At 63.3% G+C, this 14,560-nt stretch carries 16 protein-coding genes; 10 read left to right on the top strand and 6 right to left on the bottom strand.

Annotated features, from left to right (window positions below; genetic code table 11):
• Positions 1-7: 7 nt before the first annotated feature.
• The 3 genes from IF10I1_RS11815 to IF10I1_RS11805 form a co-directional block, all read right to left on the bottom strand.
• The gene (locus IF10I1_RS11815; RefSeq protein WP_058898492.1) at positions 8-517 is read right to left on the bottom strand and encodes a TRAP transporter small permease subunit; all 510 of its coding nucleotides are present in this window, start codon (positions 515-517) and stop codon (positions 8-10) included.
• 143 nt (positions 518-660) lie between these two features.
• Entirely contained in the window at positions 661-1,689 is a 1,029-nt protein-coding gene (locus tag IF10I1_RS11810; RefSeq protein ID WP_094462516.1) for a TRAP transporter substrate-binding protein, read from the bottom strand.
• 346 nt (positions 1,690-2,035) lie between these two features.
• The gene (locus IF10I1_RS11805) at positions 2,036-2,797 is read right to left on the bottom strand and encodes a GntR family transcriptional regulator (RefSeq protein ID WP_050474124.1); all 762 of its coding nucleotides are present in this window, start codon (positions 2,795-2,797) and stop codon (positions 2,036-2,038) included.
• Positions 2,798-3,078: 281 nt separating this feature from the next.
• Between IF10I1_RS11805 and IF10I1_RS11800 the strand changes: the two genes are divergently transcribed.
• Together IF10I1_RS11800 and IF10I1_RS11795 are read left to right on the top strand one after the other, a co-directional pair.
• Positions 3,079-3,822 carry a thioredoxin family protein gene (locus IF10I1_RS11800; protein WP_186415064.1) on the top strand — a complete coding sequence of 248 codons (744 nt, stop codon included), beginning with the start codon at positions 3,079-3,081 and terminating at the stop codon, positions 3,820-3,822.
• A gap of 135 nt (positions 3,823-3,957) precedes the next feature.
• On the top strand, positions 3,958-4,845 hold the full coding sequence (locus IF10I1_RS11795; protein WP_050474126.1) for a cation diffusion facilitator family transporter: 888 nt from the start codon (positions 3,958-3,960) through the stop codon (positions 4,843-4,845).
• Between the two features lie 3 nt (positions 4,846-4,848).
• Here IF10I1_RS11795 and IF10I1_RS11790 read toward each other — a convergent pair whose 3' ends face one another.
• Positions 4,849-5,460, bottom strand: coding sequence for a 2-hydroxychromene-2-carboxylate isomerase (locus tag IF10I1_RS11790; protein ID WP_186415053.1), 612 nt, complete (start codon positions 5,458-5,460; stop codon positions 4,849-4,851).
• A gap of 193 nt (positions 5,461-5,653) precedes the next feature.
• On the opposite strand from IF10I1_RS11790, the gene IF10I1_RS11785 reads away from it, so the two are divergent.
• Entirely contained in the window at positions 5,654-6,511 is an 858-nt protein-coding gene (locus IF10I1_RS11785) for a phosphatase PAP2 family protein (RefSeq protein ID WP_186393106.1), read from the top strand.
• A 6-nt stretch (positions 6,512-6,517) separates the two neighbouring features.
• On the opposite strand, the gene IF10I1_RS11780 is transcribed toward IF10I1_RS11785, so the two are convergent.
• The gene (locus tag IF10I1_RS11780) at positions 6,518-6,982 is read right to left on the bottom strand and encodes a low molecular weight protein-tyrosine-phosphatase (protein WP_186393105.1); all 465 of its coding nucleotides are present in this window, start codon (positions 6,980-6,982) and stop codon (positions 6,518-6,520) included.
• Positions 6,983-7,163: 181 nt separating this feature from the next.
• Here IF10I1_RS11780 and IF10I1_RS11775 point away from each other — a divergent pair, with 181 nt between their 5' ends.
• Positions 7,164-7,463, top strand: coding sequence for a 4a-hydroxytetrahydrobiopterin dehydratase (locus tag IF10I1_RS11775; RefSeq protein WP_163001444.1), 300 nt, complete (start codon positions 7,164-7,166; stop codon positions 7,461-7,463).
• On the opposite strand, the gene IF10I1_RS11770 is transcribed toward IF10I1_RS11775, so the two are convergent.
• Positions 7,464-7,727: a sulfurtransferase TusA family protein gene (locus IF10I1_RS11770; RefSeq protein WP_186393104.1), complete on the bottom strand. Its 264-nt coding sequence runs from the start codon at positions 7,725-7,727 to the stop codon at positions 7,464-7,466. It abuts the gene before it with no gap.
• A 141-nt stretch (positions 7,728-7,868) separates the two neighbouring features.
• Here IF10I1_RS11770 and IF10I1_RS11765 point away from each other — a divergent pair, with 141 nt between their 5' ends.
• The 6 genes from IF10I1_RS11765 to IF10I1_RS11740 all read left to right on the top strand — a co-directional run bounded on the left by IF10I1_RS11765 (position 7,869) and on the right by IF10I1_RS11740 (position 13,943).
• Positions 7,869-8,441, top strand: a complete 573-nt coding sequence (locus IF10I1_RS11765) for a DUF924 family protein (RefSeq protein ID WP_186393103.1) — start codon at positions 7,869-7,871, stop codon at positions 8,439-8,441.
• A 401-nt stretch (positions 8,442-8,842) separates the two neighbouring features.
• Positions 8,843-9,181 carry a P-II family nitrogen regulator gene (locus IF10I1_RS11760; protein ID WP_026355689.1) on the top strand — a complete coding sequence of 113 codons (339 nt, stop codon included), beginning with the start codon at positions 8,843-8,845 and terminating at the stop codon, positions 9,179-9,181.
• 12 nt (positions 9,182-9,193) lie between these two features.
• Positions 9,194-10,570 carry an ammonium transporter gene (locus IF10I1_RS11755; protein ID WP_050474132.1) on the top strand — a complete coding sequence of 459 codons (1,377 nt, stop codon included), beginning with the start codon at positions 9,194-9,196 and terminating at the stop codon, positions 10,568-10,570.
• Positions 10,571-10,775: 205 nt separating this feature from the next.
• Positions 10,776-11,336 (top strand): biotin transporter BioY, encoded by a 561-nt coding sequence (locus IF10I1_RS11750; RefSeq protein ID WP_050474133.1) that lies wholly within the window; start codon positions 10,776-10,778, stop codon positions 11,334-11,336.
• Positions 11,333-12,772, top strand: coding sequence for an AMP-binding protein (locus tag IF10I1_RS11745; protein WP_186393102.1), 1,440 nt, complete (start codon positions 11,333-11,335; stop codon positions 12,770-12,772). The genes IF10I1_RS11750 and IF10I1_RS11745 overlap by 4 nt, the downstream gene beginning before the upstream one ends.
• A gap of 4 nt (positions 12,773-12,776) precedes the next feature.
• Complete coding sequence (locus tag IF10I1_RS11740; protein WP_186393101.1) at positions 12,777-13,943, top strand: thiolase family protein; 1,167 nt, start codon at positions 12,777-12,779, stop codon at positions 13,941-13,943.
• The last annotated feature ends 617 nt before the right edge of the window (positions 13,944-14,560 follow it).

The following is a 14,560-nucleotide window of genomic DNA, read 5'->3' as shown; positions in this document are numbered from 1 at the left end:
GGCAGCCTCAATCGATCCGGCCGCTGCCGGGCCGGGGGTGCCGGCTGGCGCGCAGGAAGTTGATGATTGCAAGGACAGCCATCAGGGCCGCCGCGACGACGACAAAGGGTTTGACGATGGCCGGAATGGGCGGGTTCCAGGCGGTGCCGAACCGCTCGAAGGTGACGAGGGCCCGCCAGGCCGTCGGTGCGCCGAAATAGGCAAGGCCACCGCAGAAGACCAGAGTTGCGGCCAGGGTTATGACATCGAAGACGCGGCGGACGGGGCGCGGAACAGCGTCATAGATGACCGAGATCCGCAAATGGTCATCCAGCGCCATGACGTAGACGCCCGCCACCAGATAGACGAGCGCGGACAGGAACAGGGCCATTTCATTGACCCAGGCCGTGGGACTGCCGAAGAGATAGCGCGCCGCCACCTCGTAAAGCGTGATGGCAACGATCACGAGCAGGGGAGAGGCCAGCAGCGCCGCCTTCGGGGAGAACTTTGGATCAGGATTTTCGGATGGAGCCGGCATGATATCCTCGTCTGGCTGAAGGCAAAGAGCGGCCGCAAAGGTCTGCCTGAGCCTGTGCAAGGCCTGGGCAGAACCGGATGAGGCGGGCTGGGCGGCAACTGTGAAACCGCCAGCCCGCTTCTTCTGAGGCAGTCAGCGGCGGATCAGTCGAGGATGCCGAGCGACTTCATGTAGGCCACGTGGGAATCATATGCAGCCTGAGCTTCGGGACTGCGGGTTGCCCAGTCTGCCCAGACTTCCTGAGCCACCTTGCGGAAGGCCAGGCGGTCGGCTTCGCTCCAGTCCTGAAGGGTGACCCCGGCGGCGGTGAGTTCGGCAGCGGCCTTCTTGTCATTGATTTCCGACTGGGTGGCCACCTCGATGGCAATCGTGTCGATTGCCGACTGCAGGATCTGCTTCTGCTCGTCCGTCAGGGAGTTCCACTTGTCGAGATTGATCGTCACATGCTCGATCGGCATGGAATGGAAGCCGGGGTAGGTTGCGAACTTGCCGACATCATAGAGGCCGAGCCCCTTGTTGACGGCCAGGGTCGAGGCATCGGCACCGGACACGGTGCCCGAGGTCATGGCGGTGAACACTTCACCGAATGGCATGACCACGGGAGCGGCGCCCAGCTTCTGGAAGATTTCCGATTCCATGCCCGGGGGCGAGCGGAACTTCCAGCCCTTCAGATCTTCAATGCCGGCGAGCGATGTGGTCGAGCCCAGCGACTCCGGCGTGGCGACGAAGGTGCCGATCAGATGCATGTTGAACTGTTCGTAGAGCTCGTTGGCAAGCTCCAGCCCGCCGGCATTCTTGTACCAGCCGAGGATCTGGTAGGGCGTGGAATAGCCGCCCATCACGTCGCCATAAAACTGGAATGCGGGGTTCTTGCCGGTGACATAGCCGGCGCCGGTTGCATCTCCGTCGATAATGCCGGTTGCCGCTGCCTCGAAGGCTTCCGATGCCTTCACCACGGAGGAGTCCGTGAGCATGTTAACCTGCAGTGTGCCGCCGGACATCTTGTTTGCAAGGTCGGCGAAGCGCAGCAGCGCCTGGCCCTGAAGCGATGATGCACTGTGGTGCGTCTGGAATTGCAGTGTCGTGGCGTCTGCGGCCTGGCTGGCTGCTGGCGCTATTACGGTGAGGCCAAGCGCAACTGCTCCGGCAAGACCGGTGCGGAAAATAGTCATTTGATTTCCTCCCATTTCAACAAGACCTCCCTCCCGGAGGCCTGATTGATATGTCGTGAAATATCACAAAATTTCAAATGCTGCAATCTGCAGATCCGGTTCCGGCCAAACTGCATCCCGAGACCGGTTCAAGTGATTGAAAATATTAAGCTATGTCTTCTTCCTGCTGCAGGGCTGCCGCGTCTGGAAAGGCTCTGCCATCTGCGCGCCGCAGTGACCGGCATCCAGCGCCAGAGATGGCCGGGAAGGCGGGGCGAAGGAAAGGGGGTAGTTGTCTTATGCCAAATCCCATGCGGGGTCTGGGCCTTTTCAAGGCGTGGTGCGCCGGTGTCTCAGTGCCTTGATATTACGCAGGTATGAGCGGCTCGATGCTGCAGTCGAGCAGGGTGGGATCAATTTCCTTTTCCATCACGTCAAACATCGAATTGACGAATTCGATGAGCGCGTCAGAGGCGGCCACCGCCTGTTCGACATGGCGGTTTGCCACGGCATTGAGCACCGCAAGATGGTGGTCAACCGTTCCATCGAGACTAAGGCTGCCTGAGGTGTGATTGTGATGAATCCAGCCGATCCGCCGGAAGATCGTATGCAGGGGCCTCAAGGTGTGGACGAGAAAAGGCTCGTTGCCGGCGGCCAGAATGAGCGTGTCGATGCGCCGGTCGAATGTGTTGAAGTCGTCGATCGAAATCGTCGCACGGCGCTCCCGGATGACCTTGGCCAGATGCAGCATCTGGTTTCGCTGTGCCGGGGAGGCATTCTCTGCCGCAAGCTTGATGACGAACCGCTCCAGATCCCGCCGCAGCCGGAGAAGCACCCGCTCGCGGGCCAGATCAATGGGCGCAATCTGAAGACCATGGCGCGGGCGGATATGGATCAGCGTATCTTCGGCCAGGCGGCCTACAGCCTGATGCACGGGTGTCCGGCTGATGCCCGTCAGGGTCTGCAGGTCCTGGATCGACAGGAACCGGCCGGGGCTCAGTTCGCATCTGACGATCAGGTCTTCCAGCCGCTCATAGGCCAGTTCAAACAGATTGACCGAATTGCGCCGCTTCGCCTGATCGGGCTCCACGTCACCGGTCTGTCCGGAGCCTTTGGGTGCACGCGCCATCTTCCGACGTTTCCTCTTTCGGCAGCGGTGCACGCTGTCCGCGCATGTTCTGCTCTTCATGAAATGTCGTGATATTTTATAGCTGCGTGCCATCATCTGTCAAAATGGCATTGTTTCCTGCCGGTCAAAGCCAATTGGCATCATTTTCCGGCTGAGGACACGTTCCGCAGTTGCTCTGTCTCACCGCGACGTGACTCGCGCGGCGGCGCAGAATATGTATTTTGGACGAGAGCAAGATCCGGAAGACAAGAGTGAGTTCCCCGGCCATGGGCCCTGTGCGAATGCTGATTTCACGGCTGGCGGCTGCGGTTTGCCTTGCCGTCATGGCTCTGCCGGTGGCAGCGGCTGCCAGGGATGGCAAGGCGCCGCCGGTCGTGGTGGAGCTCTTTACCAGTCAGGGCTGCTCATCCTGTCCGCCAGCCGACAAGCTGCTGCAGAATCTTTCCAAAGACGCCGGCGTCCTCGCGCTTTCCCTGCCGGTCGACTACTGGGATTACCTGGGCTGGAAGGACACGCTTGCCACTCCGGAAAACTCCGAGCGCCAGCGGCTGTACTCGGCCCGCCGCGGCGACAGATCGGTCTATACACCGCAGATCATCATCAATGGTGGCGAGCATGTGGTGGGGGGCGACGAGCCGGCGGTGAAGGCCGCCCTTGGCCGTGCCACGAAGATGACGGCCTCGGTGACGCTTCATTCCACGCCGGACATGCTGGAAGTCACCATCGACGGAGCATTGCCCGAAGGGGCGAAGATGGCGACCGTCTACCTGCTCCATGTCATGCCTTCCAAGACAGTGGAGGTCGGCCGCGGTGAGAATGAGGGGCGGCAGGTCACCTATGTCAATGTGGTGAAGCGGCTGGAAGCGGTGGGCATGTGGTCCGGCGGACAGCTGGAGCTGAACCTGCCGCAGCATCCGATGAAAAAGGGCGGAAAGCGCTGCGCGGTCATTGTCCAGCTGGAGGATGACAGCGGGCCGGGGCGCATCATCGGCGCCGCCTCCAACCTGTGGGATACGGGAATCTAGCGCTTCTCCTCGCGCACCGCCCTTGCGTTCAGCCTGAAACATGCCTAAGGCCTTGCCCGAACGGGACGGCGCGCCAGCAAGGCCGCCTCCTGACCGGGCGTGCGGAGTGCCGCGCCCTCAATCCGTGAGGTAGCCATGAGCCTGCGTCTGCGCGTTGCCTTCGGCAGCGTCATCGTTGGGGCCGCCGTTCTGGGGCTGAAGTATCTGGCCTTTGTGCTGACCGGGTCCGTGGCGCTCTATTCGGATGCGCTGGAATCCATCGTCAATGTGGCCTCCTCCTTCGCCACCCTTCTGGCCGTCTGGTATGCGTCCAAGCCGGCCGATTCCAATCACCCCTATGGCCATGACAAGGCGGAGTATTTCGCTGCGGTTCTTGTGGGCGTGATGATCGTGCTGGCGGCGCTGTCGATCTTCAATGCGGCCTGGGAAGGCTATCACGCGACAGAAATGCCCGATTACACGGTGAAGGGCCTGGCCGTGAACGGTCTTGCCAGCGTGCTCAACTGCGGCTGGGCCGTGCTGCTGATCCGTTTTGGCCGCAAGAACGGCTCCCCGGCGCTTGAGGCTGATGGCCAGCATCTGATGACGGATGTGGTGACATCCGTGGGCGTTCTCGTAGGCGTGATTCTCGTGTTTCTGACCGGCTGGCGGCAGCTGGATTCGCTGCTGGCGGGGCTTGTCGGTCTCAACGTGCTGTGGTCCGGCTGGACCCTGATGAAAGCCTCCGTCAGCGGCCTGATGGATGAAGCGGCCTCCACCGATGTGCAGGACATGCTGCGCGGGCTGATCTCCGAACACGGGGAAGGGGCCATCGAGGCCCATGACCTGCGCACCCGGCTGGCGGGGCGGCTGACCTTCGTGGATTTCCATCTGGTGGTGCCGGGGGAAATGAGCGTCGATGCCGCCCATGACATCTGTGACCGGATCGAACAGGCCATCGGCAAGTCGCTGCCCGGCGCCAGGGTGACGATCCATGTGGAGCCCGAGCACAAGGCCAAGCACTCGGGCATCGTGGTTCTCTGAAGGTTAGCGGGTGAGGCGCAGGGCGCATTCGACGGCATCTTCCAGCCGGTCGTTGCCCCAGTAAAGCTCTCCGTCTTCCGTCACAAAGCTGGGTGCTCCGAAAACTCCGGCAGCTTCCGCTTCTGCGACCGCTGCACGCAGGCCGATCTTCACTTCGATGCTTTCCGCTTTGGCAAGCAGCGCCTTGGCATCCAGCCCCAGCTCCAGCAGGATACCGGCCAGAAGCCCGGTGTCGCTTATGTCGCGCCCCTCGCCAAATTCCGCCATGTAAACAGCGCGCACGAAGCTGCCGATCCAGGGTTCCAGCCGTCCGGCATGGGCAATGCGCGCCGCCATCAGGCCGTTCTGCGGAAAGGGATCGGGCACGGTCAGCGGCAGGCCCATGTCCTCGCACAGGCGCTCCATCTCGCGCCACATGTAGCGGCCCTTGGCCGGAAACAGGTTGAAGGGCGAGGTGTCCCAGCCCTGCCGGGCGAAGATGGGGCCGAGCAGAAATGGCCGCCAGACCAGATCGATGCCCCGGTCCTTGGCGACGGTCTCGATGCGCATGGCGGTGAGGTAGCTGTAGGTGGAGGCAAATTCGAACCAGAAATCGAGCCTCGGCCGTTGCTGCATGGAAAATTCCTCTTATATCAAGGCGTTGAGATGCTGACGTATCACGCCTTGAAATTGCTCAGGCGCCGCACAGGCTTGACCAACTCTTGATGAGGCAAGCTCATCGAGAGTTGGTATGACATCTGGTCCGTTCACAGCGCCCGCCGTTACGCAGATATTGGCCGAGCTTGAGAAAATAGGCTAGAGAGCCCGAATGACTGATCACGCAGCTCCTTCCGCCCTCTCCCGTTCCCGCACTCTGATCTGCACCAGTGTGCGCTGGTGCCGCGCTCATCCGTTCGGAGCAGCCTTCACGTTCATTGGTGTGGTGTCGCTGGTGTTTCTGGCCGTGCCGGGGCTCGATCTTCTGGCCAGCGGCCTGTTCTACACGCCCGGCGAAGGCTTTATGGCGGCGTCCTCGCCCTTCCTGCAGAAGCTGCGCTATCTCGGCCCCTATCTGGTGCAGACGGTGGCCGTCATCTGCGGGTTTGTGCTGCTTCTCAAGCTGCTGCTGCCGGAGCTGCCGCCGCTGGTGCCGCTGCGCAAGCCGGTGTTCCTGCTCTCCACGCTGGTGCTGGGCCCGGGCATCCTGGTCAACACCATCCTGAAGAACAACTGGGGCCGTCCGCGCCCGGTGATGGTGGAGCAGTTCGGCGGAGATCTGCCCTTCATGCCGGTGTGGCTCAAGACGGACTGGTGCAGCACCAACTGTTCCTTTGTCTCGGGCGAGGGCTCGGCCAGCATGTGGCTGATGGCACTGGCCTTCGTGGTGCCGAAAAGCTGGCGCCCGGCGGTGGTTTTGACCATTCTGCCGCTGATGCTGGCGTTGTCGGTGAACCGGGTGGCCTTCGGCGGTCACTTTCTCTCCGACACGCTGCTGGCCTGGGGACTGACCTTCCTGGTGCTCCTGTCGGTCTACTGGCTGCTCTATGTGAAGACGCCGCGCTGGGCGGGCGACGCACAGCTTGATGCCGGACTGTCTGCGGCGGGCTTGCGCCTGCGCCGCGCCGTGCCGCCGCTTCTGGCTGCAATCGGCCGGGCGCTGCGGGCTTTTGTGGCGAAGTTCCGCTGACGCGCGTCAGCGCCTGCGCCCAAGCCCCAGTTCTGCCGCAAGATCCTCCGCGCCTCTCATCACCATGCGGAAGACGGTCTCGAATCCGGCCTGACCGCCGTAATAGGGATCGGGCACATCCATTCCCTCTGCTTCCAGAAACAGCCGGAGGCGGGCTGGGGCCTCTGCCGGGCTCAGCTTGCGCAGATTGGTGAGATTGCTGCTGTCCATGGCCAGGATGTGCTCGAAGCGGCTGAAATCGGCCTTCACCACCTGCCTTGCGCGCTGGGCGGAAATGTCGATGCCGTTGCGGGCCGCCACGGCGATGGAGCGCGGGTCCGGCGCCTCGCCCTGATGCCAGCCGCCGGTTCCGGCCGAATCGATCAGCACCCGGCTGCCCGCACCCAAGTCTTCCACCGCCTTGCGGAACGCGCCTTCTGCCAGCGGTGAGCGGCAGATGTTGCCAAGGCAGACGAAGAGGACAGAGGTCATGGCTGGGCTCCTGTGTGATCCAGATTCTGATGAGCCTGACAGACCGGGATCCGGTCAAGCCCGTGCGGCGTCTGAGCCTTGGTATGATGCAATGCTGGCCAGAGTTGCTGTCCGGCCTATATTCGGTTGGACGCGGGAGAAAATGCCCGTGACGCGGCGGATTTCAAGACGGGAGATGCAGATGGCGGCACGTCTGACGGACGACGAGCGCGGGAAAGCGCTGGACCAGCTCACCGGGTGGCGGCTGGTGGAGGGGCGCGACGCCATCACCCGCCGCTTTGTCTTTGCCGGTTTCGTCGAGGCTTTCGGCTTCATGGCGCAGGTGGCGCTGGTGGCGGAGCGGATGAACCATCACCCGGAATGGTCGAACGTCTACCGCACGGTGGAGGTGACGCTGTCCACCCACGATGCAGGCGGGCTGACGGCTCTCGACATTGCGCTGGCCACGGAAATGGACCGTATCGCCGCGCGGATGACCTGATCAGCCGGCGTTTTTCTGTGCGCCCCGGCGGATGGTGAAGCGCAGGGCGTCATCATGCTTTTCCTGGGCCAGCAGCGAGTGCCCATCCTCGTTGCACATATGCGGAATATCGATCACCGACATCGGGTCGCTTGCCTCGACCACAAGCACTGCACCGGGCTTCAGACCCGCCAGCACCTTGCGGCTGCGCAGCACCGGCAGCGGGCACTTGAGGCCCTTCAGGTCGAGATGCTGTTCCGGTTCCGATGTGTCTGGTGCCGTCATGATGCCCTGCGCGGTTTTTTGTCCGGCTTCAGCTCTTGTCCCGCCGTGAACACTGCGTCAAGCCGCAAAGGCTTGAAACACCGCCGAAATGGCCGACATTGGAAGAGACCTGAAAGATTGCAAACAAGAAGGAAACCACCCGTGACCGGCGCCCCCACTCCCACCCAAGCCTCCGCCGCTGATCCCGTTACCATTCTTGACTTCTGGTGGGAGGCCGGCAGCGAGGCCTGGTTCACCCGCAGTGATGCTTTTGACGCGGAGATACGCAGCCATTTCGTGCCGCTGATGGATGATGCGGCCTCGGGCGCACTGGATCACTGGCAGGAAACACCGCATGGCACGCTGGCCCTGCTGCTGCTGCTCGACCAGTTCCCCCGCAATGTCTACCGGCAGGACAAGCGCGCCTTCGCAACGGACGCAAAAGCCCGGATCATCGCCACGGCCGCACTGGCCAGGGGCTTCGACAAAGCCTTTCCCAAGGATGCCCGGGCCTTCTTCTACCTGCCGTTCGAACATGCGGAAGATATGGCCGAGCAGGAGAAATCTGTCGATCTGTTCCGCCGCCTCGGGGACAAGGAGTTCTATCTCTATGCCCTCGTCCATCTCGACGTGATCCGCCGCTTTGGCCGCTTCCCGCACCGCAACCATGTGCTCGAGCGCGAGACGACAGCGGAAGAGGCGGCCTATCTGGCCGATGGCGGCTTCTCGGCCTGAGATCAGGGCCCGCCTTTCTGCTTCCATCCAGGAGTTCTCTCCTCAAACAGGACGCCACCGCTGCCTTAAAAAGCAGCGGTGGCGTTTCTGTTTTTCAGTTTTGCTTACGTTGTGTGCAAATTTTGAGATTTGAATAGAAAATAGGCATCTCTGCTGCTCCGCATTTGCCTCCTGAACGGTCAACTGCCCGTCTCCCCCGCGTCCCCTTCCATGAATCTGGCGGAAATCGGGCATTTTCCTGCCCCCGGCCAAAGTTGGCACGGTCCTTGTTTAAGAGAAGGGGAAAGCCGGCCCGGTCCGCCCTCAGCGCAGGTTCCACCTGAAGCGCAGAGGATGCGGACCAGGTGGCCAGACCGGTCCAGCCCCGGACCGGTGACAAGCAGGGGAAACGGGTAACGAGCATGAAAATTGTGATGGCCATCATCAAGCCGTTCAAGCTCGACGAGGTGCGTGACGCCCTCACGAGCATCGGCATCCAGGGACTCACCGTCACCGAGGTCAAGGGCTACGGCCGCCAGAAGGGCCACACCGAGATCTACCGCGGCACCGAATATGCGGTGAGCTTCCTGCCGAAGCTCAAGATCGAAGTCGCTGTTTCCAGCGAGTCCGTCGACAAGGTCGTGGAAGTCATCTCCGGCGCCGCCAAGACCGGCCAGATCGGCGACGGCAAGATCTTCGTCTATTCGATCGATCAGGTGGTTCGCATCCGCACCGGCGAAACCGACACAGAAGCGCTTTGAGGGGTGAGTAACATGAAGAAGTCTTTCGCTTATGCCGCAATCGGCATGGCGGTCCTCGGTCTGATGGCCGATCCGGGCCTTGCCCAGACCGCTGCACCGGCTGCAGAAGCTGCCACTGAAACCGCCGCTGCTGCCGCCGAGGCGCCGGCTTATGCCCTGGCCGCCGACACGGCCTATATCTTCAACACGCTGCTGTTCCTTCTGGGCGGCTTCCTCGTCATGTGGATGGCGGCCGGCTTTGCCATGCTGGAAGCGGGCCTCGTGCGGTCCAAGAACGTGTCGATGCAGTGCCTGAAGAACATTGCGCTCTATTCCATCGCCGGCATCCTGTTCTGGCTCACCGGCTACAACCTCATGTACACCGGCGTCGACGGCGGTTTCATGGGTTCCTTCGGCCCCTATTCCTTCGATCCGGTCGGCGGCAATGCGCTGGACACCGGTTATTCGACGGCCTCCGACTGGTTCTTCCAGATGGTCTTCGTCGCCACCGCTGCCTCGATCGTCTCCGGCACCCTGGCCGAACGCATCAAGCTGTGGCCCTTCCTGCTGTTCACGGTCGTCCTGACCGGCCTGATCTATCCGATTGCCGGATCCTGGCAGTGGGGCGGCGGCTGGCTGTCGGTGATGGGCTTCTCCGACTTCGCCGGTTCCACGCTGGTGCATTCCGTCGGCGGCTGGGCGGCTCTCGCCGGTGCCATCGTCCTCGGCGCACGCAAGGGCAAGTACACCTCCAGCGGCCAGGTCATCCCAATGCCGGGCTCGTCCATTCCGCTGGCCACCCTCGGCACCTTCATCCTGTGGCTCGGCTGGTTCGGCTTCAACGGTGCTTCGCAGCTCGCCATGGGCACCATCGGTGACGTGACCGACATCTCCCGCATCTTCGCCAACACCAACATGGCTGCTGCCGGTGGTGTGGTCGCCGCCATGGCCCTGACCCAGATCCTCTACAAGAAGGTCGACGTCACCATGGCCCTCAACGGTGCGCTGGCCGGTCTCGTGTCCATCACCGCCGAGCCGCTGAACCCGACTGTTGCACAGGCGATCTTCATCGGTGCCGTTGGCGGGGCGCTGGTCGTCTTCGTGGTGCCGCTGCTCGACAAGCTGAAGATCGACGACGTTGTCGGCGCCATCCCGGTCCACCTCGTCTGCGGCATCTGGGGCACTCTCGTTGTGCCGCTGTCCAATGGCGAGACCTCCTATGTGACGCAGCTGATCGGCGTTGCCGCCTACGGTGCCTTCGCCTTCGTTGCCTCGCTGGTCCTGTGGGTGATCCTCAAGGCCACCGTCGGCATCCGCGTCAGCCCCGAGGAAGAGGCTCTTGGCCTCGACAAGGTGGAAATCGGCGTCGAAGCCTATCCGGAATTCGGTCAGGGCTCCCAGCGCCTCTGATCCGGACCAGCTCTCCCAGGAGCAGGCCATATGGCCAAACCTCAAGCCCGGGGCACGTGCCCCGGGCTTTTTTGTGAGCATTCCTCATCCTCCGGCATGCAATCCTCTCTTCTGCGGATTTGCGCTGGCGCCGCCGCCGCATTAAAAAGCCCGTCACTGGGTGGTGAGTGAATAAGCAGTTTTGACGGGCAGAGGAGCCAGGATCATGGCAAGCAAAGACTATGCATTGGTGCAGATCGCCTTTTATGCGGCGCTGATTGCGGTGCTGGGGCAGTTTCCGCCCTTCGCCATTCCGTTCCTGGCAGGTGTGCCCATCACCGCGCAGACCCTTGGCGTGATGCTGGCCGGCGTGATGCTGGGCTCCGTGCGCGGCGGCCTGTCCATGCTGCTCTTCCTCTTCGTCGTGGCGCTGGGCGCACCGCTTTTGGCTGGCGGGCGCGGCGGGCTTGCCGTCTTTGCCGGACCTTCCGCAGGCTTCCTCATCGGCTGGCCCATCGGCGCTTTCGTGGCCGGCTTCATCATGGAGCGCAGCCGCAATCTGCCGGTGCTTGCCGCCGCTGCCCTCTCGGCAGCTGTGGGCGGCGTTGGCGTTGTCTATCTCTTCGGTATCCCGGGCCTGATGATCCTGGCCGATCTGCCCTTCGCCAAGGCCTTGGCCGGCACCGCCATCTATCTGCCGGGTGACCTCATCAAGGTCGCGATCACCGCCGTGGTGGCGCAGACGGTTGCCCGCGGCCTGCCGCGCGCTCTGTTGAGCCGGCCATGAGTTTCACCGGGGCGGCGCTGGCGCATCACGCGGCCACCCGCCCCGGCCAGACCGCGCTTGTCTGCGGCGGGGCAAGTCTCACTTTCGCCGCGCTGCAAGCCCGGGTCGAAGCGCTGGCCCTTCAGCTGCACCGGCGCCTGCCTGCTGCATCCTCCCGTCAGCCGCGCATTGGTATCTTTCTGGAAGATCCCTTGCAGGCCCTGCTGGCCTTCTTCGCTGCAGGCCGCGCCGGGGGCATTGCCCTCATGCTCGACACCACATGGCCCGGTGCCCTGTGCGATCAGATCCTTGCCGCCTCTGCGCCTGATCTTGTCACTGATGCTGCCGCTTTTCCGGCGCTGACGGCAGGGGCGGAGGAAGCCGCTTCATCCTTGCTGCCCTTTCCCGCGCCGGAAGATCTTTTCTACGCCGGCTTCACCTCCGGCTCGACGGGTGTGCCCAAGGGCTTTGCCCGCACCCACCGCTCCTGGACAGAAAGTTTCCGCCTGAGCGCTGCTGCCTTCGGCACCTCACCTCAAGACAAGGTGCTGGTCTGCGGCGGGCTGGTGCATTCGCTGCATCTCTATGCGGCGGTCGAAGGGCTGTGCGCCGGAGCGGGCGTTGAGGTCATGCCGCGCTTCCAGCCGAGGGTCGTGGCCCGCCGCCTGGCGCAAGGCGGCACCACCATACTCTATGCGACGCCGACCCAGCTGCAGCTGATCTTGCGCGAAGTGGAGGCCGCGCCGTCCTTGCGGCTTGTCCTGTCGAGCGGCGCCAAGCTGCAGCCGGAGGACCGGCAGATGCTGACCCGCCGTCTGCCCGGCGTGCGGACTTGTGAGTTCTACGGCGCCTCCGAAATGAGCTTCATCTCCCTGCAGGAGGGCACGGCGCCGGAAGCGTCCGTCGGGCGCCTCTTTCCCGGAGTGGAGGTCGAGATCCGCGATGGGCAGGGCCGCGTCCTGCCACAAGGAGAGACCGGGCATCTGTGGGTGCGCAGCCCGCTGCTGTTCGACCGCTATATCTGCGGCGGCGGGGAAGAAGTGCGCTGGCAGAACGGCTGGCTGACCATCGGCGACCGGGGCTGGCTTGATGAGACGGGCTTTCTCTATCTCGCCGGCCGCGACAAGCGGATGATCAACAGCTCCGGCCTCAATATCTTTCCCGAAGAGGTGGAGAAGGTGCTGCGCGCCGTGCCCGGCGTGACGGCTGCCGCAGTCTTCGGCGCGCCGGACCGCCTGCGCGGGCAAAGACTGGTGGCCGCCATCTGGCCGGAACCGGAGGCCGCTGACCGCCTGAAGGACGGCAGCCTGCTGCGGCGCGCCGTGCTGACGGCCCTCGGCCGTGCCCGTTGTCCGCGTGCCTTTCTCCTGTTCGAGGCCTTCCCCCTGACGCCGGGCGGCAAGACGGATCTTCCGGCGCTGGAACGGGCTGTCGACGCCCGGCTGCAGACGAGGTGAGGCCATGACCGGCACAACGGCGCATGACCCCGTGATTGTGGCTGCCCGGCGCTCGCCCGTGGCCCCGCGCGGCGGCGCCCTTGCGCGGCTGGACCTGGCGCAACTGGGCGCGCCCGTGCTGCAGGCAGCCCTCGTGGATGCCGGGCTGCCCGTGGAGGCGGTGGATGAGGTGATCCTTGGCAATGCGCTCGGCGCGGGCGGCAATCCTGCCCGGCTGGTGGCCCTGGCCGCGGGGCTGCCGCACACCGTCAGCGCCATGACCGTCGACCGGCAATGCTGCTCCGGCCTTGATGCGGTGATCCTCGCGGCCCGCGCCATCCGGGCCGGGGAGGCGGATGTGGTCATTGCGGGCGGCGTTGAAAGTTTCTCCCGCGCGCCGGTCCGCATGCACCGCCCGCTGCAGAAGGGCGCCGTGCCTGTTGCCTATGACCGCCCGGCCTTTGCGCCACCGCCGTTTCCGGATCCGGACCCGGCAGAGGCCGCAGCCAGGCTGGCGCTGCATATGCAAATCAGCCGTGAGGCACAGGAAGCCTATGCCCGTGCCAGCCATGCGGCCGCCTTGCGGGCTCAGGCGGCCGGAGACCTTGCAACAGAGACCGTTCCGCTGGCTGGGCTTGCCGCCGATGCCTTCACACGTCCGCTTGATGCAAGGCTGCAGTCCCGGCTTCCCGTGCTTGCGGGTGGGAACACCTATGGGCTGACAGCATCGACCATCGCCGTGGAAGCCGATGCAGCTGCGATCCTTGTGATCATGCGCCGCAAGGAAGCTGAGCACCGGGGTTTGATGCCTCTGGCCGCAGTGGGGCAGGGCGTTATGACCGGCGGCGATCCGGCCAATCCGGCTGCGGGGGCGCATGAGGCGGCGCTGGAGCTCTTCCGCCGCACCGGCATGGGCCTTGAAGACATCTCTGTTGTGGAGCTGATGGAGGCCTTCGCCGTTCAGGCGATGGCGGGCCGCAGGGCGCTCGGCCTTGGCCTTGATGATCTGCGCGTCAATCAGGGCGGCGGGGCGCTCGCACGTGGCCATCCCATTGGCGCATCCGGCGCCATCCTGGCGGTCCGGCTCGCCCATATCCTCGCCAGGGGGCCGCGCAAGGGCATCGGATTGGCTGCGATTGCCGCCGCCGGAGGGCTCGGAACGGCGTTGTTTCTGCAGTCCACACGGGGCTGAGTGCGCCTGCGAAGAATTTTTCGCGGCGCGGCAAGTGCCTGTTGATAAACATTTTTCCCGTTTCACGGCTGATTTCTGCGGCTTTTGCGGGCCTGTAAGCCAGCTTATCCACACGGGAGCCGCAAAAATAATCAGCGGCTGCAAAAAAATCGGACAGAAGGTTGTTGACGGGGGCAGGGGAGCTGCGTATAAGCCTGTTCATCGACGGCGGCAACGTCGCTGGCGGCGGGGACGCTGTTCCCGAGACTTCCCGACAGGGTGGCTTTGGTGGCCGGATGAGAGTTCGGCAGCGGGTTTCTGTTGGGTGATGAACGCTTATGTGTTCAGTTCTTTGACAATTAGATATTTGAAGGAAGGGAAACGCGGCCGGCGTTGACTTTGCGCTTCGGCGGATCTGGCGACGGATTTGCTAAGAAGCAAGGGTTACGGACAGGTACGTTTCTTTTTCGGAAAAGAAGCAAGGAAGACACATTTTGGTCGTGAGATTGAAATGGTCTCTGTCGAGTTTCTGGCGCTGAGAAGTGTCAGGGAACTTTGAGTGCTTTATGCAGCGATTGAGAATTGGTGCCTGTGATTGAACTTTTGTTTAACCTGAGAGTTTGATCCTGGCTCAGAAC

The organism is Pannonibacter sp. I15F10I1, assembly GCF_900185665.1.
GTDB lineage: Bacteria > Pseudomonadota > Alphaproteobacteria > Rhizobiales > Stappiaceae > Pannonibacter > Pannonibacter indicus.
This window is presented reverse-complemented; position numbering and strand designations above follow the sequence as displayed.

Coding starts and splice junctions, on each gene's coding strand:
- IF10I1_RS11815 (WP_058898492.1), bottom strand. CDS start 517: ATGCCGGCTCCATCCGAAAATCCTGATCCAAAGTTCTCCCCGAAGGCG.
- IF10I1_RS11810 (WP_094462516.1), bottom strand. CDS start 1,689: ATGACTATTTTCCGCACCGGTCTTGCCGGAGCAGTTGCGCTTGGCCTC.
- IF10I1_RS11805 (WP_050474124.1), bottom strand. CDS start 2,797: ATGGCGCGTGCACCCAAAGGCTCCGGACAGACCGGTGACGTGGAGCCC.
- IF10I1_RS11800 (WP_186415064.1), top strand. CDS start 3,079: ATGCTGATTTCACGGCTGGCGGCTGCGGTTTGCCTTGCCGTCATGGCT.
- IF10I1_RS11795 (WP_050474126.1), top strand. CDS start 3,958: ATGAGCCTGCGTCTGCGCGTTGCCTTCGGCAGCGTCATCGTTGGGGCC.
- IF10I1_RS11790 (WP_186415053.1), bottom strand. CDS start 5,460: ATGCAGCAACGGCCGAGGCTCGATTTCTGGTTCGAATTTGCCTCCACC.
- IF10I1_RS11785 (WP_186393106.1), top strand. CDS start 5,654: ATGACTGATCACGCAGCTCCTTCCGCCCTCTCCCGTTCCCGCACTCTG.
- IF10I1_RS11780 (WP_186393105.1), bottom strand. CDS start 6,982: ATGACCTCTGTCCTCTTCGTCTGCCTTGGCAACATCTGCCGCTCACCG.
- IF10I1_RS11775 (WP_163001444.1), top strand. CDS start 7,164: ATGGCGGCACGTCTGACGGACGACGAGCGCGGGAAAGCGCTGGACCAG.
- IF10I1_RS11770 (WP_186393104.1), bottom strand. CDS start 7,727: ATGACGGCACCAGACACATCGGAACCGGAACAGCATCTCGACCTGAAG.
- IF10I1_RS11760 (WP_026355689.1), top strand. CDS start 8,843: ATGAAAATTGTGATGGCCATCATCAAGCCGTTCAAGCTCGACGAGGTG.
- IF10I1_RS11755 (WP_050474132.1), top strand. CDS start 9,194: ATGAAGAAGTCTTTCGCTTATGCCGCAATCGGCATGGCGGTCCTCGGT.
- IF10I1_RS11750 (WP_050474133.1), top strand. CDS start 10,776: ATGGCAAGCAAAGACTATGCATTGGTGCAGATCGCCTTTTATGCGGCG.
- IF10I1_RS11745 (WP_186393102.1), top strand. CDS start 11,333: ATGAGTTTCACCGGGGCGGCGCTGGCGCATCACGCGGCCACCCGCCCC.
- IF10I1_RS11740 (WP_186393101.1), top strand. CDS start 12,777: ATGACCGGCACAACGGCGCATGACCCCGTGATTGTGGCTGCCCGGCGC.